At 68.3% G+C, this 25,240-nt stretch carries 23 protein-coding genes, 1 tRNA gene and 1 other RNA gene; 11 read left to right on the forward strand and 14 right to left on the reverse strand.

The genetic code is table 11. The annotated features are described in order from the left end of the window. A partial coding sequence (locus AO501_RS40355; RefSeq protein ID WP_197419944.1) for a glycoside hydrolase family 16 protein occupies window positions 1–1,108 on the forward strand: 1,108 nt, incomplete at its 5' end. Here the strand turns inward: AO501_RS40355 and AO501_RS24925 are convergent. Then, the gene (locus tag AO501_RS24925) at window positions 1,081–2,502 is read right to left on the reverse strand and encodes a wax ester/triacylglycerol synthase family O-acyltransferase (protein WP_055580290.1); all 1,422 of its coding nucleotides are present in this window, start codon (window positions 2,500–2,502) and stop codon (window positions 1,081–1,083) included. The genes AO501_RS40355 and AO501_RS24925 overlap by 28 nt on opposite strands. Before the next feature lie 139 nt (window positions 2,503–2,641). On the opposite strand from AO501_RS24925, the gene AO501_RS24930 reads away from it, so the two are divergent. After that, a complete protein-coding gene (locus AO501_RS24930) occupies window positions 2,642–4,888 on the forward strand; it encodes an acyltransferase family protein (protein ID WP_231752606.1) in 2,247 nt (748 codons plus the stop codon). Here the strand turns inward: AO501_RS24930 and AO501_RS24935 are convergent. Next, entirely contained in the window at window positions 4,878–5,501 is a 624-nt protein-coding gene (locus AO501_RS24935; RefSeq protein WP_055580260.1) for an isochorismatase family cysteine hydrolase, read from the reverse strand. The two genes, AO501_RS24930 and AO501_RS24935, sit on opposite strands and share 11 nt — an antisense overlap. Before the next feature lie 46 nt (window positions 5,502–5,547). Between AO501_RS24935 and AO501_RS24940 the strand changes: the two genes are divergently transcribed. Continuing rightward, entirely contained in the window at window positions 5,548–8,703 is a 3,156-nt protein-coding gene (locus AO501_RS24940) for an adenylate/guanylate cyclase domain-containing protein (RefSeq protein ID WP_055580261.1), read from the forward strand. Next, a complete protein-coding gene (locus tag AO501_RS36300) occupies window positions 8,700–9,479 on the forward strand; it encodes an SMP-30/gluconolactonase/LRE family protein (RefSeq protein WP_082658827.1) in 780 nt (259 codons plus the stop codon). The genes AO501_RS24940 and AO501_RS36300 overlap by 4 nt, the downstream gene beginning before the upstream one ends. Here AO501_RS36300 and AO501_RS24950 read toward each other — a convergent pair. Continuing rightward, window positions 9,476–10,462, reverse strand: a complete 987-nt coding sequence (locus AO501_RS24950) for an SDR family NAD(P)-dependent oxidoreductase (protein WP_055580262.1) — start codon at window positions 10,460–10,462, stop codon at window positions 9,476–9,478. The genes AO501_RS36300 and AO501_RS24950 overlap by 4 nt on opposite strands. A gap of 131 nt (window positions 10,463–10,593) precedes the next feature. On the opposite strand from AO501_RS24950, the gene AO501_RS24955 reads away from it, so the two are divergent. Next, the gene (locus AO501_RS24955) at window positions 10,594–10,980 is read left to right on the forward strand and encodes a PPOX class F420-dependent oxidoreductase (RefSeq protein WP_055580263.1); all 387 of its coding nucleotides are present in this window, start codon (window positions 10,594–10,596) and stop codon (window positions 10,978–10,980) included. An 18-nt stretch (window positions 10,981–10,998) separates the two neighbouring features. Continuing rightward, window positions 10,999–11,148, forward strand: coding sequence for a hypothetical protein (locus AO501_RS37415; protein ID WP_156452772.1), 150 nt, complete (start codon window positions 10,999–11,001; stop codon window positions 11,146–11,148). On the opposite strand, the gene AO501_RS24960 is transcribed toward AO501_RS37415, so the two are convergent. From AO501_RS24960 to AO501_RS24985, 6 genes are all read right to left on the reverse strand, one after another. Next, window positions 11,143–11,841 (reverse strand): cutinase family protein, encoded by a 699-nt coding sequence (locus AO501_RS24960; protein ID WP_055580264.1) that lies wholly within the window; start codon window positions 11,839–11,841, stop codon window positions 11,143–11,145. The genes AO501_RS37415 and AO501_RS24960 overlap by 6 nt on opposite strands. A gap of 117 nt (window positions 11,842–11,958) precedes the next feature. Continuing rightward, the gene (locus AO501_RS24965) at window positions 11,959–12,132 is read right to left on the reverse strand and encodes a CsbD family protein (RefSeq protein WP_055580265.1); all 174 of its coding nucleotides are present in this window, start codon (window positions 12,130–12,132) and stop codon (window positions 11,959–11,961) included. A gap of 69 nt (window positions 12,133–12,201) precedes the next feature. After that, entirely contained in the window at window positions 12,202–12,390 is a 189-nt protein-coding gene (locus tag AO501_RS24970; protein ID WP_063892919.1) for a CsbD family protein, read from the reverse strand. Between the two features lie 36 nt (window positions 12,391–12,426). Continuing rightward, entirely contained in the window at window positions 12,427–13,485 is a 1,059-nt protein-coding gene (locus AO501_RS24975; protein ID WP_055580267.1) for a dihydrodipicolinate reductase, read from the reverse strand. 30 nt (window positions 13,486–13,515) lie between these two features. Continuing rightward, on the reverse strand, window positions 13,516–14,619 hold the full coding sequence (locus AO501_RS24980; protein ID WP_055580268.1) for a hypothetical protein: 1,104 nt from the start codon (window positions 14,617–14,619) through the stop codon (window positions 13,516–13,518). Beyond that, window positions 14,616–15,944, reverse strand: coding sequence for a hypothetical protein (locus AO501_RS24985; protein ID WP_055580293.1), 1,329 nt, complete (start codon window positions 15,942–15,944; stop codon window positions 14,616–14,618). The genes AO501_RS24980 and AO501_RS24985 overlap by 4 nt, the downstream gene beginning before the upstream one ends. A gap of 84 nt (window positions 15,945–16,028) precedes the next feature. On the opposite strand from AO501_RS24985, the gene AO501_RS24990 reads away from it, so the two are divergent. Beyond that, window positions 16,029–16,403: a hypothetical protein gene (locus AO501_RS24990; protein ID WP_231752607.1), complete on the forward strand. Its 375-nt coding sequence runs from the start codon at window positions 16,029–16,031 to the stop codon at window positions 16,401–16,403. 2 nt (window positions 16,404–16,405) lie between these two features. Here the strand turns inward: AO501_RS24990 and AO501_RS24995 are convergent, their stop codons facing one another. The 3 genes from AO501_RS24995 to AO501_RS25005 all read right to left on the reverse strand — a co-directional run bounded on the left by AO501_RS24995 (window position 16,406) and on the right by AO501_RS25005 (window position 20,099). Beyond that, window positions 16,406–17,776 carry a CHAT domain-containing protein gene (locus AO501_RS24995; protein ID WP_082658830.1) on the reverse strand — a complete coding sequence of 457 codons (1,371 nt, stop codon included), beginning with the start codon at window positions 17,774–17,776 and terminating at the stop codon, window positions 16,406–16,408. Next, complete coding sequence (locus AO501_RS25000; protein WP_055580270.1) at window positions 17,773–19,518, reverse strand: hypothetical protein; 1,746 nt, start codon at window positions 19,516–19,518, stop codon at window positions 17,773–17,775. The genes AO501_RS24995 and AO501_RS25000 overlap by 4 nt, the downstream gene beginning before the upstream one ends. Before the next feature lie 77 nt (window positions 19,519–19,595). After that, window positions 19,596–20,099 (reverse strand): lipoprotein LpqH, encoded by a 504-nt coding sequence (locus tag AO501_RS25005; protein WP_197419947.1) that lies wholly within the window; start codon window positions 20,097–20,099, stop codon window positions 19,596–19,598. A gap of 76 nt (window positions 20,100–20,175) precedes the next feature. Between AO501_RS25005 and AO501_RS25010 the strand changes: the two genes are divergently transcribed. Next, the gene (locus tag AO501_RS25010) at window positions 20,176–20,544 is read left to right on the forward strand and encodes a hypothetical protein (RefSeq protein WP_055580295.1); all 369 of its coding nucleotides are present in this window, start codon (window positions 20,176–20,178) and stop codon (window positions 20,542–20,544) included. Window positions 20,545–20,552: 8 nt separating this feature from the next. On the opposite strand, the gene AO501_RS25015 is transcribed toward AO501_RS25010, so the two are convergent. Both AO501_RS25015 and AO501_RS25020 read right to left on the reverse strand, forming a co-directional pair. Continuing rightward, window positions 20,553–21,404, reverse strand: coding sequence for a hypothetical protein (locus AO501_RS25015; protein ID WP_055580272.1), 852 nt, complete (start codon window positions 21,402–21,404; stop codon window positions 20,553–20,555). Window positions 21,405–21,501: 97 nt separating this feature from the next. Then, a tRNA-Ser gene (locus tag AO501_RS25020) sits at window positions 21,502–21,587 on the reverse strand. A 79-nt stretch (window positions 21,588–21,666) separates the two neighbouring features. On the opposite strand from AO501_RS25020, the gene ffs reads away from it, so the two are divergent. The 3 genes from ffs to AO501_RS25030 all read left to right on the forward strand — a co-directional run bounded on the left by ffs (window position 21,667) and on the right by AO501_RS25030 (window position 25,126). Then, an RNA gene (gene ffs / locus AO501_RS34590) (signal recognition particle sRNA small type) lies at window positions 21,667–21,763 on the forward strand. Window positions 21,764–21,802: 39 nt separating this feature from the next. Continuing rightward, entirely contained in the window at window positions 21,803–23,071 is a 1,269-nt protein-coding gene (locus AO501_RS25025; protein WP_156452773.1) for an aminotransferase class I/II-fold pyridoxal phosphate-dependent enzyme, read from the forward strand. Window positions 23,072–23,311: 240 nt separating this feature from the next. Continuing rightward, window positions 23,312–25,126, forward strand: coding sequence for a DNA polymerase III subunits gamma/tau (locus AO501_RS25030; RefSeq protein ID WP_055580273.1), 1,815 nt, complete (start codon window positions 23,312–23,314; stop codon window positions 25,124–25,126). Window positions 25,127–25,240 lie beyond the last annotated feature (114 nt).

Below are 25,240 nucleotides of genomic sequence, written 5' to 3' on the forward strand. Positions count from 1 at the left end.
GAGCGGCGGTACCGGCGGCACCGGCGGAGCTGGTGGGGCCGGCGGTCGCGGTGGGCTGTTGTTCGGCAACGGTGGGACGGGCGGCTCCGGCGGAGTCGGGGGCACCGGTGGGCTTGCGGGCCCGGCCGACGGCTCAGGGGCGGTTGGTGCCGGCGGCAAGGGCGGCACTGGCGGCCTCGGCGGCGCGGGTGGCGCGGCGGGCCTGTTCGGCACCGCCGGTCCAGCGGGCGTCAGCGGGAACACCGGTGCCACCGGTGGCGGCACGGGCGGCGGTACCGGTACCGCCGGCTTCACTGAAATCTTCCGCGACGATTTCACTGGGGCCGCGGGTTCGACCGTCAACCGCTCGAACTGGATCTACGACCTCGGCACGCAGTATGGATTCGGCAACTCAGCGCCCCAATGGGGCACCTGGGAGATCGAGACAATGACCGACAGCACCCAGAACGTCTACCTCGACGGCAACGGCCACCTCGCGATCAGCCCGATCAGGGACCCCGCCGGGCATTGGACATCGGGCCGGATCGAGACGGTGCGCACCGACTTTGCCGCACCGACGGGCGGGGTGATGCGCATCGAGGCGTCGATTCAGCAGCCCAATGTCAACCCCACCAACGGTCAGGGCTACTGGCCGGCGTTCTGGGCGCTCGGCGAGGCGGCGCGGCCCGTTGGTGCCACGAACTGGCCATCGATCGGCGAGATCGACATCATGGAGGCCATCAACGGCCGCGGCTCGGTGTGGTCGACGCTGCACGGCAACATCTGGGCAGGCGGGCCGCCGTTCAACGAGCCCACCGGAATCAGCTCCGGCGAACACGCCGTGCCGAACGCGGGCACGAGTTTCCATACCTACGCGGTCGAATTGGACCGCAGTACGAGCGTTGAGCAGTTGCGCTACTACCTGGACGGCAACAACTACTTCACCATCAACTCCAGCCAGGTCTCCGCGACCGACTGGAACAACGCCACCCACCACGGGTTCTTCCTCATCCTGGACGTGGCGATGGGCGGCTCCTTCCCGAACGCGTTCGGCGGTGGTCCCACCGGCGCAACGGTTTCCGGGCAGCCGATGCTCGTCGATTACGTGTCGGTGTCCACCAAAGGCTGATCCTGCCGAGGTGTTATCGACATACTCTGTGCAGACTTCTTCAGCTCCTCGTAGGCCTGCAGCGTGTAGTGGGCCAACCGCGACATGTCGTCGATCGCCGCGGCGTTGCCGATGAAGCCGAAGTCCATGCTGTCGTGGTACGACGCCAGCGTGGCGTTGAGCCCGATCGAGGCGGCCAGGGCGGATACCGGGTAGATGCCCAGCAGGCGTGCGCCGTTGAGATACCTGGTCTCCCTGGCGCCTGCGACGTTGGAGATCACCAGGTTGCAGGCGGGATGGCCGACCCGGTCCAGGTGCGTGGACGCGCCCAGACCCGCGAGCGCGACGAGTCCCACCGCGTAGGTCATCGCCGCCTCCGTCGACATGGCGGCCAACTCCTTCTTGGCGGCGGCCACCGACGACGCCACCTGCCCGATCCGGTCCGTCATCTCGGCTTCGGGTTCACCCAGTCGTACGAACAGCGCCGAGACCCGGGTCCCGATCGCCGTGTCATCGCCGCCCCGCAGCGACACCGGACACATCGCGATGAAGGGATGCCCGAAGGCGCGTCCGGTCTCCCGCAGGTAGGTGTGCAACCCGGCGTCGACGATGCTGACCGCGACGTCGTTGAGGGTGGCCCCGAAGTGCCGCCCGACGTCATGCATCTCCTCGAGCGGCAGCGACAGTGTGGCGAAGCTGCGCCCGATCTTGAGTGGTTCGTTGGTGGGGGCGTGGTGCGCCGCGAACGGCAGGCTGCCCTCGAGGTGAGACCGGAACATACCGGCGAACACCTTGCGCAACGCGGTGACCGACACCTGGTTGAGCGCCCCGACCTGGGTGAGCGCGCCCCGGATCGAGTCGGTGATGCGCCCGAGGAGCGGTGTCGGCGGGTGCGGCGCGGACGCCGGCACGTCGAGCGCGAAGGCGGGCTTGGGGATGGTCGGCTCGTCGGAGAGGTTCAGGCCGTCGTACAGCCGCCTGAGCCCGGACTCGCCGTCGATGATGCAGTGGTGGGTCTTGGTGTAGATCGCGAACATCCGGTCCGGCAGGCCATCGATGATCCAGCAGCGGAACAGCGGCCGGCTGCGGTCGAGTTGCGTCTCATGCAGGTCGGCAACCAGTCGCAGCAGGTCGTCATAACTGGATCCGGCAGGCAGCGCGAGGTGCTCGACGTGGTAGTGCGGGTCCCAGTTGTCCACTTCGCGGAAATGGGGGCCGCCGCGGCCCAGCAACTCGGGAACGTAATTGAACGGGGGCGCCGGCGAGCAGGCCCGGTAGAAGTCCACGATCTCGCGCACCAGCGACTCGCTGTCGGACGGCTTCTGGAACAGCAGCATCGCGCCGACGTGGGTAGTGCTGCCCGGCGACTCGATCAGCAGCCATGAAAGGTCGAGCGGCGGAATCGGTTTGGTCATCACGCATCTCCTGTCCAGGGGAGATGCTGCGCTGTGCCCGTCTTTGCCGGGAGGGCATTTGGGCCCCGTTCGGGCACCCTTTAGTCACTTGCCGCCGTTCAGGCTTGTATTCGCGCCCACTTATATACAGTGGGGGATCGTGCGTCAGTCCGAGAACGTGAGCTCCGCTCGTAGCGTGCTGCCGTCGCCGGACGCGCAGGCGAAGCACACGCCGCAGAGCGGATTCCGCGACGACATCGAGGGCCTGCGCGGATTCACCCTGTTGGCCATCGTCGGCTGGCACATCTCCATGCCCGGTGTCAGCGGTGGCTTCGTCGGCCCGGACATCTTCTTCGAGATCTCCGGCTTCGTCATCACCGGCCAGCTCTGGAAACAGGTGAGCACCACCGGCACCGTCGGGCTGAAGAAGTTCTACGGGGCGCGGTCGCGGCGCCTGCTGCCGGTGTCGGCGACGATCGGCGTCATCACCGCGATCGCCGCGGCATTCCTGCTGCCCGTGGTGCAGGCCCAGAGCGCACTGAAGGACGCCATCGCGTGCGCGCTGTACGTCCCCAACTTCTGGTTCATCGTCCAGCAGGTCGACTATTTCGCCGGCGGCGCGCCTTCGCCGTTCCAGCACTACTGGACCCTGGGCGTGGAAGAACAGTTCTACCTGCTGTGGCCGCCGATGATCGTCGGCTTGGCATGGCTGATCCGGCGGTTGCGCCGACGCCGCAACACCGATGCGGGGTCCGCAAGAATCCCGTCCAAGACCCCGTTCCTGGTGCTCGTCACGTTCATCGCGGTTTCCTCGTTCTTGCTGTCGCTGCTGGTCACCTACGTGATGCCGCTCGCGGCATACTTCTCCCTGTTCACCAGGGCCTGGCAGCTGGCTCTGGGCGCCCTGGTGGCGCTCACGGCCAACCAGTGGAGCAGGCTCCCGGAGCGGGCCGCGGTGACCATCGGCTGGATCGGCACGGCCATGGTGCTCGCGGCCTGCGTCTTCTACACCCCCGACATTCCCTACCCGGGCACCGCGGCGCTGTTGCCAGTCCTGGGCACCGCACTGTTGCTCGGCGCCGGCTGCTCCACACCAAATCAGGGCGCCGGGCGCATGCTGGGCTGGTCACCGATGCGGGCGATCGGTCGTTTGTCCTATTCGTGGTACCTGTGGCACTGGCCGGTGCTGGTGTTCGCCCCGATCGTGGTGGGCCACCCGCTGGGGTTGCTCGGCAAGTTCATCGCGGCGGTGGTGGTCTCCGGCGGGCTGGGATGGCTCACCCTGCGCTATATCGAGAACCCACTGCGCTACGCCACTGTGCTGCACAAGTCGCCGATGAAGAGCCTGGCCGTCGGCGGGTTCGCCACCACGCTCGCGGCGCTGGTGGGCGTGGCGTTGCTGATGTACGTGTCGTCGATCCCGATGCCCGTTGCGGTCGCGCGCGGCGCGGTGGCCGCGCCGCTGACCATCAAGCCGCCGCCAGCGCCCACCGGGGACGACATCGCGGCCTACGACGCGGCGGTACAGAACGTGTTCGGACAGGTGCAGGCGGCGGTCGCGGCATCAGCCGAATTGAAGGACGTGCCCTCTAACCTGAGCCCGTCGCTGGCGGACGCGGCCGGCGAAGTCGGCCAGATGATGTTCGACGGCTGTCTGCGCCTGCCGATTCAGGCCGGACAACCCGAGTGCGCGATGGGCGACAAAGCGTCCAAGACGACGGTGGCCGTCATCGGTGACTCGCATGCCTCGATGTGGATCCCCGCGCTGCGGGAGGTCGGCAAGCAACGGCCCTGGCGAATCGAAGCGATGGCCAAGGCGGCCTGCCCGATGATGGATCTGCCCATCGCCAACCGCTTCGTCGCCCCCATCGTCGAGTACCTCCAGCACTGCGAGCAGTGGCGCGGCGAGATCATGTCCCGGCTGCGGGCCGAACACCCGAAGCTGGTGGTGGTCAGCGTGTTCCGGGGTTACACCGCCACCCACAGCAACGGATTTCTCTCGGGCTTCTCCTCGTACGACGGAGCCTGGGTCAACGGCCTCAAGAAACTGACCGAGCAGCTGCGCGGCATCGGCGCCAAGGTGATGGTGCTCGGGCCGCTGCCGCATCTGAATGCCGCGGTGCCGGGCTGCCTGTCCGAGCACCTGACCGACGCGACCCTGTGTTCGCCGCCGATGTCGTTCGCGTTCGACCGGGACGGCATGGCGGCCGAGGCCGCAGCCGTCAAGGCCGGCGGGGGGCAGTACGTCGACCTCACCGATCTGTTCTGCACCAAGCAGCACTGCCCCGTCATCATCGGCAACACCCTGGTCTACGTCGACGCGGGTCATCTGACGCTGGAATATTCCAGGCTGCTGGCGCCGGCTCTCGCGGCACTGTCCGACCGCGCGCTCGTCGCTAACGGATGATCGAGGCGACCACGTCGTCGGTGGTCACAATCGCGTCCGCGTAGTTGGGAATGTTGACGTCCAGCGCCGCGTGCATCTCCACCTCCGAGTAGTCCGCGGTCGCGTCTTTGACCATCGTCACCGCGTAGCCCAGTTCGGCGGCGAAACGGACGGTGGCCTCTACGCAGGTGTGCGCGATGAGTCCCATGACGATCAGCCGCTGGATACCGTGCCGTTTGAGCAGCAGATCCAGGTCGGTGTTGGCGAAGCCGCTGGAGCACCAATGTTCTTGTGCGACAACGTCACCCGGCATCGGCACGAAGTCGGGGTGCAGCTCGCCGCCCCAGCTGCCGAATTCGAACGTGCGACGTTGCCACGCCGCCCGTTGCACGGGCGCGACGGACCGCCAATTCTCGTAGTCGCCGGCGCGGTACCGGCGGTGCAGCGCATAGAAGACGCGGATCTGTGCCTCGCGCGCCGCGTCCAGCACCCGCTTCATGTGCGGGACGCAATCGTTGGCTTCGATGACGCCTTTCAAGCGGTCCCAGACCTTGCCACCGGGGGAGATGAAATCGTTGTAGGGATCGATCACCAGCAATCCTGTGGTGTCCCCGCGGTGGGTCGCGTCGTTCATTTCCTGGTCCCCCAACAACAGTTCGATTGCACTAATCTGACAAGCCGTGGCGGCCTGTAGCAAGTGCGGCACCGAACTGCTGGCAAACGCACGGTTCTGTCACGGGTGTGGCGCGCCGGTCTCGTCGGCCGATTCGCAGGCCGAGTACAAGCAGGTGACCGTGTTGTTCGCCGACGTGGTGCATTCGATGGACATCGCGGCGGCGGTCGGCCCGGAACGTCTGCGCGAGATCATGACTCAACTGGTCACCCGGGCGTCGGCGGTGGTGCAGCGCTACGGCGGCACGGTGGACAAGTTCACCGGCGACGGCATCATGGCCCTGTTCGGCGCGCCTGCCGCGCTGGAGGACCATGCGCTGCGGGCGTGCCTGACCGCGCTCGGAATCCAGGACGCAACCCGACGATTGGCGGCCGAACTCGACGGCGATGTGGCGCTGCAGCTGCGCATCGGCCTGAATTCCGGCGAGGTGATCGCCGGTGAAATCGGTTCCGGCGCTTTGGGTTACACCGCGGTAGGCGAGCAGGTGGGAATCGCCCAGCGGATGGAGTCGGTGGCTGCGCCGGGTGGGGTGATGGTCAGCGAATCCACGGCACGACTGGTCGAGGGTGCCACGGTGCTGGGTGAGCCGCAGCGGGTTCACGTCAAAGGCGCCGACGACGCGCTGACCGGTCGGCAGTTGCTCAGCGTCGCCACGCCCGAGGAACGCGCCGACGTCCCGGTGTCGACACTGGTCGGGCGCGACTGGGAAGTCGCGGCACTGGCGGCCATGCTGGATCGTTCGGCAGCGGGCCGCGGGTCGGTGGTCGGCATCAGCGGTCCGGCCGGCATCGGAAAGACCCGGTTGGTGCGCGAGACCGTCCGGCTGGCGCAGGACCGCGGCCTGGAGGTCTTCAGCAGCTTCTGCGAATCGCACGCCACCGATGTCCCGTTCCGGGTGATGGAGCGTCTGCTGCGATCGGTCAGCCAGACGAACGGGCTGGCCGACGAGGCGGCGCGTCAGCGAGTTCGGGAGGGCATGCCCGACGCCGATCCGCAGGACCTGTGGTTGCTGTGCGATCTGCTGGGTGTCGCGGATCCCGAGGTGAAACTGCCCAAGATCGACCCGGATGCGCGACGGCGCCGGCTAACTGCGCTGTTCAACGCATATCTGCTCGCGCGGACCCAGCCGGCCATCTTCCTCGTCGAGGATGTGCACTGGATCGACGACGCCAGCGAATCCATGCTCGCGGATCTGCTGACGGTGGTCACCCAGACTCCCTCGATCGTGCTTTTCACCTACCGCCCCGACTACCAGGGCGCCCTGCAGCTCGTCCCCGGCGCCCAGACGTTCGCGCTGGCACCGCTCACCGATTCCGAGGCCTCGGTGCTGGTCTCCGAGTTGCTGGGCCGCGATCCCTCCGTCGCACCGATCGGTGACGTGATCGCCGCGCGCGCGGCGGGCAACCCGCTGTTCGCCGAGGAGATCACCCGCGAACTCGCCGAGCGGGGCGTGCTCGGCGGCGAGCGCGGCGACTACGTCTGCCGTACCGACGTCGCCGACGTACGCGTGCCGCCCACCCTGCAGGCGACGATCGCCGCCCGCATCGACCGGCTCAGCCCCGCGGCCAAACACACCCTCAGCGCCGCGGCGATCATCGGGTCCCGGTTCTCCACCGACCTGCTCGCCAGCCTCGGCGTCGATCCCAAGATCGACGAACTCCTGGCGGCCGAACTGGTGCACCAGGTGCGGTTCACCGCCGACCCGGCCTACGCATTCCGCCATCCGCTCATCCGGACCGTGGCCTACGAAGCCCAGCTGAAAGCCGACCGGGCCCGGTTGCACCGGCGACTGGCCGAGGCCATCGAAGCGCGGGAGCCGCAAACGGTCGATCAACGTGCGGTGCTGATCGCCGAGCACCTCGAAGCGGCCGGAGACGGGTTCGCCGCCTACGGCTGGCACATGCGGGCGGCGAACTGGGCAACCAATCGCGATATCGCGTCGGCGCTGCTGAGTTGGGAACGCGCGCAGAAGATCGCCGATGCGTTGCCCGCGGATGTGCCGCACCGCGCGGCGCTGCGCATTGCGCCGCGCACCATGCTGTGCGGGGTCGCGTGGCGGGTGCACGCCGATGCCGGCGGCCGGTTCGAGGAATTGCGCCAGTTGTGCAGTGTTGCGGGCGACAAGGCGTCGCTGGCAATCGCCATGGCCGGGATGGTGATCGGACTGGCGTATCAGGCGCGTATCCGAGAGGCGTCACGGCTGGCGTCCGAGGCGATGACACTGATCGAGGCGGTCGGCGATCCGACGCTGACGGTGGGGCTTTCGTTCGCGCCGATCTACGCCAAAGGTGAGAGCGCCGAGTGGTCCCAGGTGTTGCAGTGGTCTGAGCGGGTGATCGACCTGGCCGACGGCGATCCGGCCCGCGGCAACTTCATCATCGGGTCGCCGCTGGCCATCGCCCACACGACGCGGGCGATCGCCTGTTACTGCCTGGGCCGCGCCGGCTGGCGGGACGACCTGCGACAGGGTCTGGACATGGCCCGCCGGGCCGACCCGTTGTCTTACGCCAGAGCCGTTGCCTACGTTTACTTTCCGGCGATACCGGCCGGTGTGCTGAGGCCCGACGTCCGCGCGGTCCGCGAAATCGAGGGCGCACTGCGCATCGCCGAGCGATCGGGTGACAACTTCGCGTTGGCCTTCGCGCGGCTGACGCTGGGCGTCGCTCTGGTGCACCGCGAGACCGCCGAGCAGCATGACCGCGGCGAGCTGTTGCTCACTGAGGTCACCGAACTGTTCCAGCGGCAGGGGCACAATCTCTCCGAGCTGCCCATCGTCAACGTCTACTCGGCGCGGGACCGGGCGCGACGGGGGGACCGCGACGACGCGATCGCCGAATTGCGGGCGGTCGTCGAGCATCTGGTCCGCGAAGGACAGTTGCTGACCTGGGGGATCCCCGCCACCGCGGTCCTGGTTGAGACGCTGCTCGATCGGGGCACCGACAGCGATGTCGCCGAAGCCGAGGCCGCGATCAAGACCGTCGCCGAGCAACGCCACGAGCAGGACCTGCCGGTCCGCGACATCTGGTTGCTGCGGATGCGGGCGATGCTGGCCCGCACGAACGGTCACACCGACGAATACGCGGACCTGGCCAACCGCTACCTCGAGATGGCGGTGGCGCTGGGTTTCGAGGGACACATCGTCTGGGCAGAGTCGATGCCATGACCGAAGTCCTGTGGGAATCGGACGGACTTCTGGAGGCGCCCCGGCCGCTGCCCGACGGCTCGGTGCTGTTCGCCAACACCACGGCCGGCGGCGTCTACCGGTGGTCGGACGAGGGCGTGTCGACAATAGTGGAGAAGCGGCGCGGCATCGGCGGCATCGCGGTGCATGCCGGCGGCGGATTGCTGGTCAGCGGGCGAGATCTCGCCTACGCCGGACCCGCGGGGCTGCGAACCGTGTGGGCGGCCGACGACGCCACCGGACTCAACGATCTGACCGTGGCTCCGGACGGGTCGGTGGTCGTCGGCGTCCTGCGCCATCAGCCCGCGCGGGGTGAGATGGCCGGACCCTCCGAACTGGTGCAGATCTCGCCCGCCGGCGCAACCCGGCTCCTCGTGTCAGACCTGTTGTGGCCCAACGGCGTTGGGTATGCACCGGACGGCACTCGATTGTACGTGTGCGAATACGCGGCGGCGCGGGTGCGCGTCATCGGGCCGCGGGGTGCGTCGGTATTCGCCGGGGCCCCCCGCGGGGAGTGTGACGGGCTGGCGGTGGACGTCGAGGGCGGCGTCTGGGTGGCGCTCGGGAGTGGCTGCGGCATTGCGCGTTTCGACTCCGCCGGCAGCCTTGACGAGGTCATCGAGGTGCCCGGACGGTTCGTGTCCTCGCTCGCCTTCGCGGGCAGCCTGGTTTATGTCACCACGATCGGTGCGCTGCTCCGGATCGACGTGGGGGTGCGGGGAGTGCCGATCCCCGCCGCCGCAATCCCAGTCGGCTAGTTTGCTGGATCATCAAGCGCAGCAACAGTATCCGCGAGCGTCGTGCGGGCGTCGCGGAAGTGGATGCCGAGTTCACGCTCGGCCGGCGAGTCGTCGGATTCCGGCATCTGTGTGTAGTACTGCATGCCCGCGGCGGTGATCGGGTTGTCAAACGGGAGGTAGGGTCCCACGAAGTCGAAGATCGATCCTGCGGCCCGCAGGGCGGTGTCAGGTACCGGAACGGGCACCATCGTGGTGCCGCTGACCTCGCCGAGTGTTCTCGCCAGATCGGCGACCGGGAGCCGGTGGCCGCCGGCCATGTATCGGCGTGGCCCGCGTCCGGGTTCCAGCAGCGCCGCGTGCAGCGCGGCCACATCGCGGACGTCGACCACCATCCAGGCCGCGCCGCGTCCGGGGATCGCGTGCATCTGCAAGGCGGCCTTGACTCCTTCGCCGGCCTCGCCGAACTGGTCTCCGACCGGCGGGCCCAGCACCATTCCCGGGTAGGTGATGTTGACCGGTGCGCCGGCGTCCTGCAGGCCGCGGGCGTAGATCTCGACCTGCGCCTTGGACGTTCCGTACCCATCCGTCCCGCCGACCACGGGTAGGTCCGCGGTCAACGTTTCGAGATTCGGGTGGAACAGGGCGGTGAAGCTCGAGACGTGCACGACCGGGTCGAGTCCGAGTTGGACGGCCTGGCCCAGCACGTTGCGGGCGCCCTCCATATTGGTGGCGAGCATCTGGGCGGTCTGGCGCGGATCCGTCGCGACCAGCGCTGCGCTGTGCACCACCGCGTCGCAGCCCTGCAGTGCCTGACGAACGGAGTCGCGGTCCGTGATGTCACCGACCGCGAAGTCCGATGTGTCGACACCCAGCGCGGCAACCGACGTCTGCAGACGTTCCGGCTTTCGCACCAGGAACCGGACGTCGTGTCCGGCGTCAGCGATGGCCTTGGCGGTCCAGCCGCCGACGAAACCCGTGCCTCCGGTAACCAGAACGTGCATGGTGGCATTCTGCAACCGTCGACTGGGGCCCCGCTCGGTGGGGTGGTGGTGCGCCGCATCACAGCGTGCGGCGGTTTCTGCGCCCGGCGCATGGGGTATTTACCTGGTCAAATTTGAGCCAGGAGGCAGATGTGGCCGTCGGATTCGCAGATGTCATCAAGTCCAAGTACTTGTTGCTGACCACCTTCACCAAGGACGGTCGCCCCAAGCCGACCGCGATCTGGGGCGTGCCCGACGGCGACCGGTTGCTGATCATCACCGACGACGAATCGTGGAAGGTCAAGCGGATTCGCAACACCTCCCGGGTGACGATCGCCAAGAGCGGGTCGCTGGGCAAGCCCAAGAGCGAGGATGTGGAAGGGGTGGCCCGCGTCCTGCCGAAGTCGGAGACCCGGCAGGTCTACAACGCGGTACTGCGGCGCTACTGGTACCACGCCTGGTGGTTCCTGCCGCACTCGATCGTGCGCGGCGGCATCGACAAGGTGCACGTCGGCCTCGAGGTGAAGCCCGCCGCCTGAGCCTGTCACGATGGTGTGGTGACCACCGCAATCATCGTCGTGGCGCTGGTGCTGCTGGGTCTCGCCATCGTGATCAACGGGCTGCTCCGGCTGCGTGACTGGCTGAAGACGTCGCCGCCGCTGCCGACCCCGGAGACCGATGACGAGGACGACCGGGACGAGCTATAGCTTGCCCGCGGCGAAGTCGGCCGCCTGCCCGGTCATTCCGTTCACCGGATAGGTGGTGTGCGCGAAGGTCGGGGTGGTGCCGCCACCATTGCAGATGGTGTCGCCGTCGGCGCACAACTCGATCGTCTTGGGCTGGTAGAGCGGGCCGATGGCGATCTGCGGGGCGTTGTACTGGCTCAGGAATTGTGGTGACGGCGTGCCGAACAGCGCAACCGCGGCAACATGATTCGCGGTTTCCGGCGCCAGCGGCTGCGGAACGGCGGCGGCGGGCACCCCGGCCGGCACGGCCGCCGAGGTGACGAAGCCGGCCACCGCCGCGCCCTGGGAGTAGCCGCCCAGCACCTCTCTGGTGTTGGGGCAACTCGATGCCATGGACTGGATGTGTGACCCGGCGTCGCGGATGCCGTCGATCACGGTCAGCGGGAAGTCGCTGCTGCCGAAGTCGGTGCTGGCGGGGTAGTTGACCGCATACACGCCAAGCGATTTCGGCCCGATGTCGGATCGCAGCGAGTCCACGAACGACTGGCCCACGCCGCCCACGCCCGGGGGTTCACCACTGCCGCGGGCGAATACGACCTCGACATCAGGACAAGGCGCGGCGGCGGCCACCGGTACCGGCCCGCCGATCAACAGGGAACCGCTCATCGCCACCAGTGCGCCGGCAACGGCCAGCGGACGTCTCGAACAAACCATGGGTAAGGGATAGCCAGAAATCGCCGGCTCAATCAATGAAGCTGCCCCACGCGGATTCGGCCGATCCGCGCGGGGCAGCTTTATGCGACTGTCGAACAACGCCTTTCGGCGAGCACGCTACTTCTTGAAGGCGTCCTTCACCTTCTCGCCGGCGTCCTTCAGGCTGGACTTGGCCTGGTCGAACTTGCCCTCGTTCTCGGTGCTGCGGTCGCCGGTGGCCTTGCCGACGCCTTCTTTGGCCTTACCACCCAGGTCCTCGATCTTGTTCTTGATCTTGTCTTCGGCGCTCATGCGCGGCTCCTTCTTCGCTTATTGGCTGACTGCAGGGATGTACCCGAATGTGCCGGGTTCCGAAACCCCTCAGTACCGGGCCCGGCGCCGCCGGAATGCGTTTCTGATGTCCAGACCGGTGTCCTTGACGTTGGCCTTGGCCTGGTCAAGCTTGCCTTCGTACTGGGTGCGCCGGTTGCCGGAGAGTCGGCCGAGGGTCTCCTTGGCCCTGCCGCCCCAGTACTGCGCTGTGTTGCTCAATCGATTGTTGGTAGCCATGTGCACTGGGATACCCGCTGACCGGCGGCTTTATGCTCAACCGGTCGGCACCGTGCCGCGCGGCAGAGTCAGCGGAAGATCCGCGTAGGTGACGATGCCGGGGGCCGCCGCGACCACCGCGGGGATCGCGTTGATCGCGGGCATCGCCGTCATGATGTGACCGAGTGTCATGAACTCGGCCAGCGTCGTGGCCTCGAAATACGGAGGCGGCAGGAAGCCGACCTTGGTGGTCACCGTCGGCTGCCCGTCGATCTGGATCACCCAGCCGTCCTGGTCGATTTTCCAGTCTGGGTCGAGCGTCTGGCCCTTGCGCCACCGCACGTTGAGGTCGATGATGCTGCGGCCGTCGACGATGCCCTGCCAGCTGATGTAGACGCCCGCGACGCACCCTGCCGCGATGGTCCACGACGCCATCTCGAGATCGGCTGTGGTCTGGGCGAATTCGGGAACGCACCGGATCTCGTCGAGCTCGACTCCGAGCGCGTCGGCGACCAGCCGGACCGCCTCGCCGAAAATCGCGGTGCCCTTCTCGGCCATCTGCGCCAACTCGGGATGGTCGATCGGCTGGCCGAAGCCCACGGGGCGTTCGGTGTCCGGCGAGTCGTAGAACGTGGTGTCGGCGGCCTCGTTGACGGTGACCTTGTCGACGCGGTTGCACACCATCGCCGACACGATGGCCAGCAACTCGGCGAATCCCGGGCTGACCCCGGAACCGAACATGGACGAGCCGCCCTGCCGGCAGGCCTGGTCGAGGCGGTCACGACCGTCGCCCAGGTTGTGCCCGGTGATGAAGGACGCCGTGGTCACCACGTTCACACCCGCGGACAGGATGCGGACCAGTTCGTCGACGTCGATCCACATCGGGTTGTAGACCACGCAGTCCGGCTTCAGGGCCAGCAGCGCGTCGATGTCGTTGGTGGCGACCACGCCGGTGGGCTCGATGCCGGCCAGTTCGCCGGCGTCGCGTCCGGCTTTGTCCGGCGACCACGCATAACAGCCCACCAGCTCGAACTGCGGGTTGGTGACGACCGACTGCAGCGAGCTCTTGCCGACGTTTCCGGTGGTCCACTGCACGACGCGATAAGTGTTGGGCACTCGCTCAGCATAGGGAAGCGGAGGCAACTCTCAATAGGAAGACTCACTCGCCAACACTTCGGCCAGGTAGGCGTCGGGCGGTGGTTGGTCCAGGCGTGCCCGCACCCAGGCGCGAATCCGGTCCCGGGCCTCCCGCGGTTCACTCGTCTCGGTCATCGGCGCGCCGATGATCACCGCCGTCGTCGGCCAATCGTGGTTCCAGGCGGCCGATTCCGTCAGCCCGCTGTGCTGCCCGTCGACCAAGGGGACCGTGGCCCGGCCGCCGGCGTCCAGGGCGCCGGCGCCGGTGATGTCGCCGGAGCGGACCCGGACCGCCACATCGGTGGCCGGGTCGGGGCCGATGACGGCCGCGCGTACCACGGCGACGACGGCCGGGCCGGCCGCCTCGATGCTCCAGTCGACGGTGTCCTCGGCGGCGTCGAAGATGCCCGGCGGCACCGCGCCCCAGTTGATGGATGCGACGCCCCGTCCGATCGCCGCGCCCGGGCCGGGGCCCGGCTGCGAACCGGCCGCCAGCGCGTAGTCGTCACGGAAACCGGTAGGCATGGTCAGTGCCGTCGCCGAATCCTCCACTGCGACCGACAGCTCCGCCCAGTCCTCGCCTTCCAGACCGACCTCGTCGGCCAGCTCGGCACCGGCGCGGACCATTTCGCGCACTCGCGAATCGTCGGAATGAGCGTGGCCTGTCAGAGCCGCGGCGTGCGGAGCGAGCAGTTGGGACACATCCGAATCCAGGGTGTCGTCGGTGAAATAGCCCTGGGCGCCGGCTGTCAGCAGGGCCACCTCGGCATCGAGCAGGGCCCGGTCCAGGGCGGGGATGCCGTCGCGTTGGCTGGCCGGCCACCAGCGCCGCAGCCAGTGCCCCAGGGCCAGGCGGTGCAGCAGAGCCAGTGCTCCCGGGGCGATGTCGAGGCTGCCGGTCTCCTGCGCTTCCCCGGCGGACGACAGCAGGGCGACGTGGCCCGACGCGCCGACCACCTGCCACAGCCAGTCGGCGCGGGCGGCGTCGGTGAAGTCGATCTGGGCGGCGTCAGCCCCGGCCGGATCGTCGACGACCCACGTCAGCACCGCGCCGCTGACTTCCAGCACCGCCACCAGCGGCAGCGGCTGCTCCACGGACCCCACCAGTCTCATCCGGCCACCTGCAGTTCCAGCATGGACTTGATGCGTTGCCGATGGTCGAGGCTGACGGACCTGGCCACACCCTCCAGCAGCGACCGCACGTCGTCGACGTCCTCGCAGGGCTCCTGCCACACATCGCGTCCGTGCAGCCGCGCCCACAGCCGGCTCAGATACGGCTGCCGATACCTGGCCAGGTCGTCGACCACCTGCTGTTGCCGCGGATGGATCGGCCCGCCCTCGGCCAGATAGCGCCGCGCATGCAACACGTAAGCCTCCTTGCGCAGCCGCGCCTGGATCTGTGCGGCCAGCGCATAACGGCTGGTGACCGACCGGTCCAGGGGCGCGAGCTCGCCGGCGACCTCGATGCCCGCCACCAGCGTTGCCTGCTTGTCCTCGGCCAGCAGCCCCCACGGCGCGCAGGCCCGGTCGACCTCCTCTTCGCACAGCAACGGGACGTCCGGCAACGCGTCGCGGTCCAGGGCCCGCCGCAGTGTGGAGCGCACCCGGTCCACCACCGTGCGATCCAGCGGCCGGTCACTGTCGGAGCCGCCGGCCACCGGCGGTTGTCGTTGCGGTGCAACGGAACTCAGGCCGAGTTCGACGATCGACCACGGCAGTTCGGCCCCGTCCACCCGGACCAGCGCGCCCAGGTTGTACGGCGTGGCATCAGCGACCACCGAAGACCACACCCGTTGGCGAGCCGTGGCCGCGGTGTGGCTGCGGGCCGGGCCGAGCACCGTGCTGAGCGCCGCCAGGAACGATTCCAGTACCGCCGCCTCGGCCCGGACGTCGCCCCAGCTGGCCTCCAGTTGGGCCGCCAGGGCGGCGACGACGCCCGGGTCGGCGACGTAGTCGTTGAGCACCTCGATCGCGGTGCGGTCCCGGCCCTGGTGCACCTCGTGCAGGACCGCGGCGGCGGCCTCGCGATCTTGTGGCGTGGGTGCGCCTTTGGTCACCGCCAGTTCGAAGCACACCGGGAAGTACAGTTCCTGGGCGTTGCCGCTGCGAATCCGCAGCCTGCGACGCTCGAGTTTGAGCACCTCGAACCAGGCTGCGGCGAAACGCAATTGAGCGCCGTTGTTGACGATCAGGTCGTGCATCTCGGCGGCCGTGTCGGTACCGACGGCGGGTGTGGAGAACTGCGGGTTGGCCCGCAGGCGCAGGACCAGGGGGTCGATGATGCGTTTGACGGTGCGGGTCAGCGGGCCGCCGTCATCGCTGCTGAGCACCTCGACGCCGGGACCGATTGCGCGCCAGGCCCGGTCGATCACCGCGCGGCGGGGTTGACCCGCCACACGGCTGTCGGCGGCAGGCTGGGCCTGCGGATCGGCGCTCATGACCACAGAATAGGGGCACCGGCAGAAGTTCCGGTACTCGAAAAGTTGGGTTCGGTAGCCCTCGGGCGGCTCGAAGCTGGTCGCATGAACAGCAACCAGTTGTGGACAGCAGTGGCCGTTATCGTCGTCGCCGCGATCTCCGCGGTGTGGGCCGCCCGGATCGCCCGCCGGGTGCGGAGCGGCTCGGACAGGCTTGCCGTGGGGGTGGGTACCGTGCGCACGGTCGTCGACGACCAACCGGAAGCCGTTGGCGGAGAGCGCCAGATCTGGATCGAGGTCTCGAGCGTGCACGGCGACACTTTCGTCGGCCGGTTGATGGACCACGAATCCGGAGCGGACCTGTCCACCTTAAGGCCCGGGCTGGTGATGCTTGTCGCTTTCGATCCCGCTGCGCGCGAGGAGCTTTCGCTGCCGGATGACGTGTTGGCTGTCCGGGCATCGGGTCTGGCGCTGGTCTGACGTCATCGCGCACCGTCGACGGCGAAAGTGACCAGCGCGCCCCAGTGCACCGGGCTGGCGGTGACATCCCCGTCCCGCCAGCGGCGCATTTGCGCACGCTGCCAACGATTTACGGCGTACCCGGCATCGGGCTCCTGGTGTGCGGTATCGACCGCGGACACGACATCGGCCATCGGGTCGGGATCGCCGGTGGGCAGCGCGAATTGGCGGTACGCCGCGGTAGTGGGCAGCGACCAGAGCGTGGCGGTCACCAGCTGCGCCCCGCCCAGGATCATGGCGGCGACCAGTCCGGTCGCCTCGTCGAACTGGTAGTCGCCGCCTGAGGCGCAGGCCAGCAGCGCCACCCGGGGCGGCATCGGCAGGCGCAGCGACATCAGATCCGACGCGGTCAGGGGCCGGTGGTTGCCGATGGCCGCCGCGTCGCCGGGTACGGCCGCGGTACACGCCAGATGCAGCGCCGCCCGATCGGCCCGGCCCGACTCGCCGTCGGCGGAGCTGGCATGTCCGACGTAGACCAGCCGGCTCGGCTTCTCCAGCAGCAACTCTGCCAGCCACCTACGGTCAGCGTCCTGGCGGCGGAAGAGCTCAACCGAACTTTCCGCGCGGGGTAACACCGCGCGCCGCTGCATCAGCTCGGCGAAGTGCCGCGCCAATGGTGTGTGCTCCGAGGGCCTGCCGAGCACCGAGCCCAGGGCCGAGTCCGGCCGCTGCCCCGGCACGCGGGGATCCAGAATCAGGATCGGAGGGCCGTCCCGCCTGTCGTCCCAGCGCGCGGCCGTGCGCGGCGCGTGAACGATGTTCTGCGGCACCGCCAACAGCACCTCGGCCAGCTCCATCAACCGGTGCCCGTCGGTGTGGTCTCTGACACCTTGGCCACCGAAGGCAAGTTGCCAGGGAATCCGGGCGGCGACCCGGCCGCTGGCGGTAATGGCATCCTGGCGGGCCCGCACCAGTTCCTCTTTGCTCGGACCGGATTTCGGCAGCGCCAACAGCCCCCAGGGCACCCGGGCCAGCCGGGCGCTGGGGGAGACGAACAGCGTCGGACGCTTCGACTCGGCACACTCCGCCAGCAGTTGCCATCCGGCGGCACCGATCAACAGCACCCCGAGAATGTAGGCCGCCGTCAACTCGGTATCCGGTGTTGCGAAGGCACCGTGCGACAGCGCCCTCTCGATGGCGTCCCGACGGGATTCGCCGCCGTGCGGCTCGGGTAGGGCGCCGGCCAGTTCTTCCAAGGCAGCCAACAGGATTGGCTCCTCCACCACCCAGTTGACGGTTCGCGACGGCTCGCCGACGACCCACAGGCTCGCGTAGGTGGCGATCCCCACGTCGGCATACCGCAGTACCAGGGTTTGCCGGTCCGGATCGCTCACGGCCAGGTCGCCCACGCCGGCTCGGGCGCGTTGACCGCACGGCCGTACCGCTGCAGCGCCAATTCGCGATAGTGGCTCATGATGGCCGTCGTCCCGGGTTGCATCTGCAATGGGGGCAACGGTCCCAGCCGGGTCAGCGAATCCCCCTGCGCCCCGGACGGACCCGCGGCCGCGATGGCCGGTGTGAGTTCGTCGCCGGCTTCGATCAACCCCGGCGCAGCGGCGGTCGACTCCCACTCGCCGATCCGGCGCTCCTGGTGTTCGGCGTTGAAAGTCCCGCGCGCACTGTGGTATTCGACCAATTCGCTGATCAGTTGGGTGTTCTCCCATTCCCAGGCGACGGCGAAGGCGCTTGCCAGCACAGGTGCCGAAATGCGTGCCGCCCAGCGTGCTCGTGCATCGGCGTCGGCGATCGAATAACGCACCGAGTCGACCGCCAGTGCGGCGGGCACCTTGAGTTCGGCGGCCTGTTCCAGCTTCTTCATCGCGCGCCAATACTCCGGGGTGCCCACCTCGCCGCGCAGGATTCCCAGCGACTCGGCCTGGCGTGCCTCGGTTTCCTGCAACGACTCCTCCGGGTCGCCCGATCCGTCGAATCCCATGTCCGACAACGCATCGGCCCGCCACACCGTGCCGAGGTGGTTGTCGAGCAGTGCGTACTGCAGCCAGCTGCTGCGCGGGGAGGAGTCGAGCAACTCGCGGGCCTGGGCGATCAGCTCGACAGCCTCGGCGAACCGGCCCCAGAAAATCGCAATCCAGCTGCGCTGCAGCAGGATGCGGTGTAGGTACAGGGGCTTGCCCAGTTCGCGCCAATGCTGTTCGGCCTGTTCCCAGCACCGGTCGGCTTCTTCGAGGGCGCCGCTGCCGAGGCGGGTGAGGCCGAGGTAGAGCCAGCAGCGGGATACGTCGTGTGCCCGTGCGTATCCGCTGATCACCTGATAAGCCTCCGAGGCCAATTGCTCGGTCATGACGTGGTCGCCGACCGACCAGCAGGCCGCCGCCCGCTCCAATTTCGTTCGTGCGTCCGCAAGTTGCCATCCTCTGGCCTGGGCACGCGCTCCCGCGCGACGCAACCAGGGCTCGGCTTCCGGTAGACGCCCTGTCTCGATGCAGAATCGTCCGTACCCGGTGGCCGCCAAAACCCAGATGTACTCGCCATATTCGGTGCCGGCGGCGGACGGGTCCAGGACGTCGAGCACCTGTTCCCACATCGGAGCGGACTGCACGTGCAGGTCATCGTCACACAATGCCGTCGCGCACAGGACCCGGGCGTGGGTGATCAGGTTCGCGTGTTCGTCGGCCAGATCGGGGAGATCGGGGCCGGGTTCGCTCAGCAGATCCAGGGCAGCCAGGGCCTGCTCATGGTCGCCCTCGGCCGCGGCCAACCCGATCTGCAGGAACTGCGCGCGTCGCGAGTAGCGGCAGATCATCCGGTCGATCTCGGATTGCGACATGCGCACCTTCTCGGCCGCCTCCGGCAGCGTGCCGGCCCGAATGCCCCGATAGGTCGCCAGGGGCTCCCGGATGCGCTGAATGCATTCGCGCACACCGTCATTGGCTCCCCGTACCAGGTAGACGGCGCCGAGCTGAGCAAAGACTTCCAGCAGCAGATCGTCGCGATCCTCCTGCTCGATCCGCGGCATCAGCGACAGCAGCAGATCCCGGGCCGCGGCCTCGTCGGCCGTAAACGCCAGGCTGTGGGCCTGCTCGAGCGCACGCTCGATGTCGTCGGAGATCGACACGGCTGCATCATAAGTCCTGCGTCCAATCCGGAACGGCGGACGTGCACTGCACGTCCGCCGCTCCGAACCGCCCCTCGTCAGCCGCACGAGACCTTGATGTTGAAGTCCTTGGTGATCATTCCGGCCATCGGGTTCTTCAGGTCAGCGCCCTGAGCCTGACCGGTGATCGTGTAGGTCTTGCCGTCCACCGACACCTTGGCCGAGCCGACCTTGGAACCCATGTTGTCGGCGACCGACAGGGCGTTGCCGTCGACGACCATGGCCAGCGACTCGACAGTGGGCGGGTTGCCGTCGGCCATCACCACCGCCAGCGCCTGCTGGCCGCCGGTGGAACCGCTGCCGATGTTGATCTTGCCGCCCTGCTTGACGCAGGTCACCGAGGAGGGGTTCAGGCCCGGCAGGTCCGAGCCGCCGACCTTGACCTCGGTTCCCGCGCCGCCGTTGGTGGCCACGCTCGCCGAGCCGTTCGACGCCGGGCTGGCACTGTGGCCGCCGCTGGAACATCCGACCAGCGCCGACGCGCAGCCAAGGGTTCCGATCGCCACCGCGATAACACGCTTCACTGGACTTCCTTCCGTCATGCGCCGCCCCGATGGCGTCGTCATGGGAGAAGTGCAGATCGCCGCTGCCGCTACCGATCCCAATTATGGTTGCGGCATGGCAAGCGTGAAGTGGCTGGAAAAGCCGGAGAGTCACGACTTTCCGGCCGCCGCCGACTATCTGGCACTGGTGGCCGACGCGCACACCGTCAACGAGTTGACCGCAGAACTCCGGGCCGGTGACGTTGTGCACAAGAAAGCCAAGGACATACTCCGGGCCGCACAGTTGAGGTTGCTCGACGCGGACAACCCCCATGTGGCGGCGGACCTGGCCAAGATCAGGAAGGGGCAACCGCTGTCGCCCATTCTGCTGATCCGCGGGAACTACGCGACCGGTGTCCCGTTGCAGATCGCGGACGGCTACCACCGGGTGTGCGCGAGCTATCACACCGACGAGAACACCGACATCCCGGTGATTCTGGTGTAGCGGAGGAACTACTCCTCGACGGCGACGCCGCCCCGGGTGCGCCGGCGGCGGTGCGAGGTCTTGCCGGTGGGGCGGCGGTTGCGTAACCGCGCGGACGACTCGACCGTCTTCTCAGACGCCGGTGCCGGCGCTTCGACGGTCTCTGCCGCCGCCTCATCCGGCGCCGATTCCTCGCTCAGTACCGGGGCGGGCGCTTCGACGGTTTCGGCGGCCGCCTCGTCTTCGGTTTCGGCGGTGACGGTTTCCGTGGCATCTTCCTGTTCCGAGGTCTCTTCGGTGTCCTCGGCGTCCTCGGTGTCCCCGGTGTCCTCGTCCTCGGTGTCCTCGTCTTCGGCGTCCTCGTCCTCGGCCACCGCCACGCCGGCCTTCCCGCGCTTCTTCCCGCGGATCCGGCGTTCCTTGACCTTCTTCGGCTTGATCGGTTTCGGCGGCGGGGGTGGCAGCTCAGCGACGAACGACAGATAGAACGCGAAGAACCCGAGCACCCCGATCGCCGCGGCGGCACCGTAGATCGCGAACAACCACTGGCCGGCGGTATCGAGGCTGAACCAGTGCTCACTGATCGCGGTGCCGATGATCAGCACCCCGGCTAGCACATGCGCGACGATCGAGCAGGTTCTGATGGTCAGCGCCAGCTGAGGCACTGCCAGTTCCGGCTTGCGGGTGCGCAACAGCGTGAACACCACTGGCAAGGCGGCCAGGCCGAGCAGCGCACCGGTCACGATGCGCAGCGTCATCCCCGCGCCACTGCTGATGTCGCCCATCAGCTCGAGCCACCGGGGCAGGACGAAATAGAAGTAGAGGACGCCGGCGCCGATCGTGAACAATGCGTGCCACAGGATGGCGACCTTGCGCCCCATACCACTCCCTCAAGCTGGTGAACCCAAGCCGCCGAAAATTGACCGGGCCCGACAGCCGGTTCCGGTATCGGTCCTGGTCAAACGGCAGACCGTACAGCGGAGGATGCGGGATTTGAACCCGCGAGGGCTGTTAACCCAACCCGCGTTCCAGGCGAGCGCCATAGGCCACTAGGCGAATCCTCCGTGGTCATGGTAGCTGCTGATGCGGGCCGGGTGTTCTCGCGGCCGCCGCCGCGCCGAGAAAGCCAGGTACTACACTCGCCGTTGGACCCCGCGCGGCGTCTATCCTGTGAACTCCCCCAGGGCCGGAAGGCAGCAAGGGTCAATGGGCTCTGTCGGGTGCGCGGGGTCCCCTTATGCCCACGCTTGACATGCGGTTTCGATGGGAAGGGTCCCTGGTGTCGTTTGAGTCCCTCAGCCCTGAAGAGCTCTCGGCTCTGCACGCGCGCCACCAGCAGGAGTACGCGGAACTGCAGGCCAAGAAGTTGTCTTTGGACCTGACGCGCGGAAAGCCCTCACCGGAGCAGCTCGACCTCTCCAACCGGTTGTTGACGCTGCCCGGGGACGACTTCCGCGATGCGGAGGGAACCGACACCCGCAACTACGGCGGCCTGCACGGGCTGCCCGGACTGCGCGAGATTTTCGCCGAACTGCTCGGCCTGCCCGTGCAGAACCTGATCGCGGGCAACAACGCCAGCCTGGAATTCATGCACGACGCCGTCGTCTTCTCCATGCTGCACGGCGGGGTGGACTCGCCGCGGCCCTGGAAAGACGAGCCGGCCGTCAAGTTCTTGTGCCCCGTTCCCGGTTACGACCGGCACTTCTCCATCACCGAGACGATGGGGATCGAGATGATCCCCGTTCCGATGGTCGAGGACGGCCCGGACGTCGACCTGATCGAGGAACTGGTCGCGGCCGACCCCGCAATCAAGGGAATGTGGACGGTTCCGGTGTTCGGCAACCCCACCGGCATCACCTACTCGTGGGAGACCGTGCGACGGCTGGTGCAGATGCGCACGGCGGCACCCGACTTCCGGCTGTTCTGGGACAACGCCTACGCGGTGCACACGCTGACGCACGACTTCGTCCGCCAGGTGGACGTGCTGGGCCTGGCCACCAAGGCCGGCAACCCCAACCGGCCGTACATCTTCGCCTCCACCTCGAAGATCACCTTCGCCGGTGCCGGGGTGGCCTTCTTCGGCGGCTCGTTGGGCAACATCGCGTGGTACCTGCAGTACGCCGCGAAAAGGTCGATCGGCCCGGACAAGGTGAACCAGCTGCGGCATCTGCGCTTCTTCGGCGATGCCGACGGGGTGCGGCTGCATATGCAGCGTCACCAGCAGATCCTGGCGCCGAAGTTCGCTCTGGTGGCCGAGATCCTGTCTGAGCGCTTCGGTGACTCCAAGATCGCCTCGTGGACCGACCCCAAGGGCGGCTACTTCGTCAGTCTCGACGTCCTGCCCGGCACGGCGCGCCGCACCGTCGCGCTGGCCAAGGACGCCGGCATCGCGGTCACCGAAGCGGGCGCGTCTTTCCCGTACCGCAAGGACCCGGAGGACAAGAACATCCGGATCGCGCCGTCGTTCCCGTCGCTGCCGGACCTCCGCGACGCGGTCGACGGGCTGTCGACCTGTGCCCTGCTGGCGGCGACGGAGTCCCTGCTCTAGTTGTTGGCTCTGCGGCGCGCATCGTCACCGGGCGCGGCTTGAGTGTGCATCCTCCGCATCGCGTGTGCGTCCACTGCGGCGACACGCCGACGGGTATCGCGGTACGCGCACACTCAGCGCGGGAGTGCACAGGAGAGCGCCCTCCGGGGCGCGCATCGTCACCGGCGCGCCTCGAGGGCCTGCCTCCTCCTCGCGCCCTCCGGGGCGCGCATCGTCACCGGGCGTCGGTAGCCTGCTCACGTGGCTCTCTACCGCAAGTACCGACCGGCAACCTTCGCCGAAGTGGTGGGGCAGGAGCACGTCACCGAGCCGTTGTCCGTCGCCCTGCAGGCGGGCCGGATCAACCACGCCTATCTGTTCTCCGGGCCGCGCGGCTGCGGGAAGACATCCTCGGCGCGCATCCTGGCGCGATCGCTGAACTGTGAGCAGGGCCCGACGCCGACTCCGTGCGGCGTCTGCGACTCCTGTCAGGCGCTGGCGCCCAACGCACCCGGCAGCATCGACGTTGTCGAACTCGACGCGGCCAGCCACGGCGGCGTCGACGACACCCGCGAACTGCGCGACCGCGCCTTCTACGCCCCGGCCCAGTCTCGCTATCGCGTGTTCATCGTCGACGAAGCGCACATGGTCACCACTGCGGGCTTCAACGCGCTGCTCAAGATCGTCGAGGAGCCGCCCGAACACCTCATCTTCATCTTCGCCACCACCGAACCGGAGAAGGTGTTGCCGACCATCCGGTCGCGCACCCACCACTACCCCTTCCGGCTGCTGCCGCCGCGCACGATGCGGGCGCTGATCGGCCGCATCTGCGAACAGGAAGGCGTAGTCGTCGACGAGGCGGTGTATCCGCTCGTCATCCGCGCCGGTGGCGGGTCGCCCCGGGACACCCTGTCGGTACTCGATCAGCTGGTGGCCGGATCCGACGGCGGCCGCGTGCACTACCAGCGGGCCCTGGGCCTGCTCGGCGCCACCGACGTGGCACTGATCGACGACGCCGTCGACGCCCTGGGCGCCGGCGACGCCGCGGCGTTGTTCGGGGCCGTCGAGTCGGTGATCGATGCGGGCCACGACCCGCGGCGGTTCGCCACCGATCTGCTGGAGCGCTTCCGCGACCTCATCGTGCTGCAGGCGGTGCCCGATGCGGTAGCCCGCGGTGTGGTCGATGCGCCCGAGGACATCCTGGATCGGATGCGCGAGCAGGCGGCCCGCATCGGCCCGGCCACCCTGACCCGCTACGCCGAGGTGGTTCAGGCGGGCCTGGGCGAGATGCGCGGCGCGACGGCGCCGCGGCTGCTGCTGGAAGTGGTGTGCGCGCGGCTGCTACTGCCCTCGGCCAGCGACGCCGAGTCGGCGCTGCTGCAACGTGTCGAACGCATCGAGACACGGCTGGCCATGTCCATCCCGGCCACCGATGCCGAACCGGCGGCCACCGCCCCCCCAGCCCGTCCCGCGCCGGTACGCCGCTCGGTCCAGCGTCCAACCGCTCCGCCGCCCGAACCCGCCCCGGCGCCGGAGCCCAAGCCGGAACCGCCGCCACCCACACCCACACCAGCACCGGCGCCCGCGCCGGCCGCCTCAACCCCGGCCCCGGGCGAACTGAACGCGGCCGCGGTACGCAGTATGTGGCCGACGGTGCGCGACAAGGTCCGCGAGCGCAGCCGCACCACCGCCGTCATGCTCTCTGGCGCAACGGTTCTGGCGGTCGAGGACAACACGCTGGTGCTCACCCACGAGGCGGCGCCGCTGGCCAGGAGGCTCTCCGAACAACGCAACGCCGACGTCATCATCGAGGCACTCAAAGACGCCCTCGGGGTGAACTGGCGGGTGCGCTGCGAGACCGGTCCGCCCGCCGCGGCCGATATCAGCGCGGCGCCGGCCAAGGTCGAGGAGCCTGCGCCCGAGCCGGATTTCGCTGCGCGCGACGGCCGCGATGACGAGGAAAGCATGCTCGCCGAAGCCGGCCGCAGCGACCCGTCCCAGCCGCGCCGCGACCCCGAGGAGGTCGCCCTCGAGTTGCTGCAGAGCGAGTTGGGCGCCCGCCGCATCGAGGGCTGACGGCGTCACCGGCATCGCAAGGCCGAAACAGCCTCAACGCCATCACCCGACCCAGGGCCGAAAGACCCTTTTCCGGTGCCGCCGAGGTGGCGCAATATTTCCGGCAGTCGACCT

Source organism: Mycobacterium gordonae (genome assembly GCF_001417955.2).
GTDB classification, from domain to species: domain Bacteria; phylum Actinomycetota; class Actinomycetes; order Mycobacteriales; family Mycobacteriaceae; genus Mycobacterium; species Mycobacterium gordonae_B.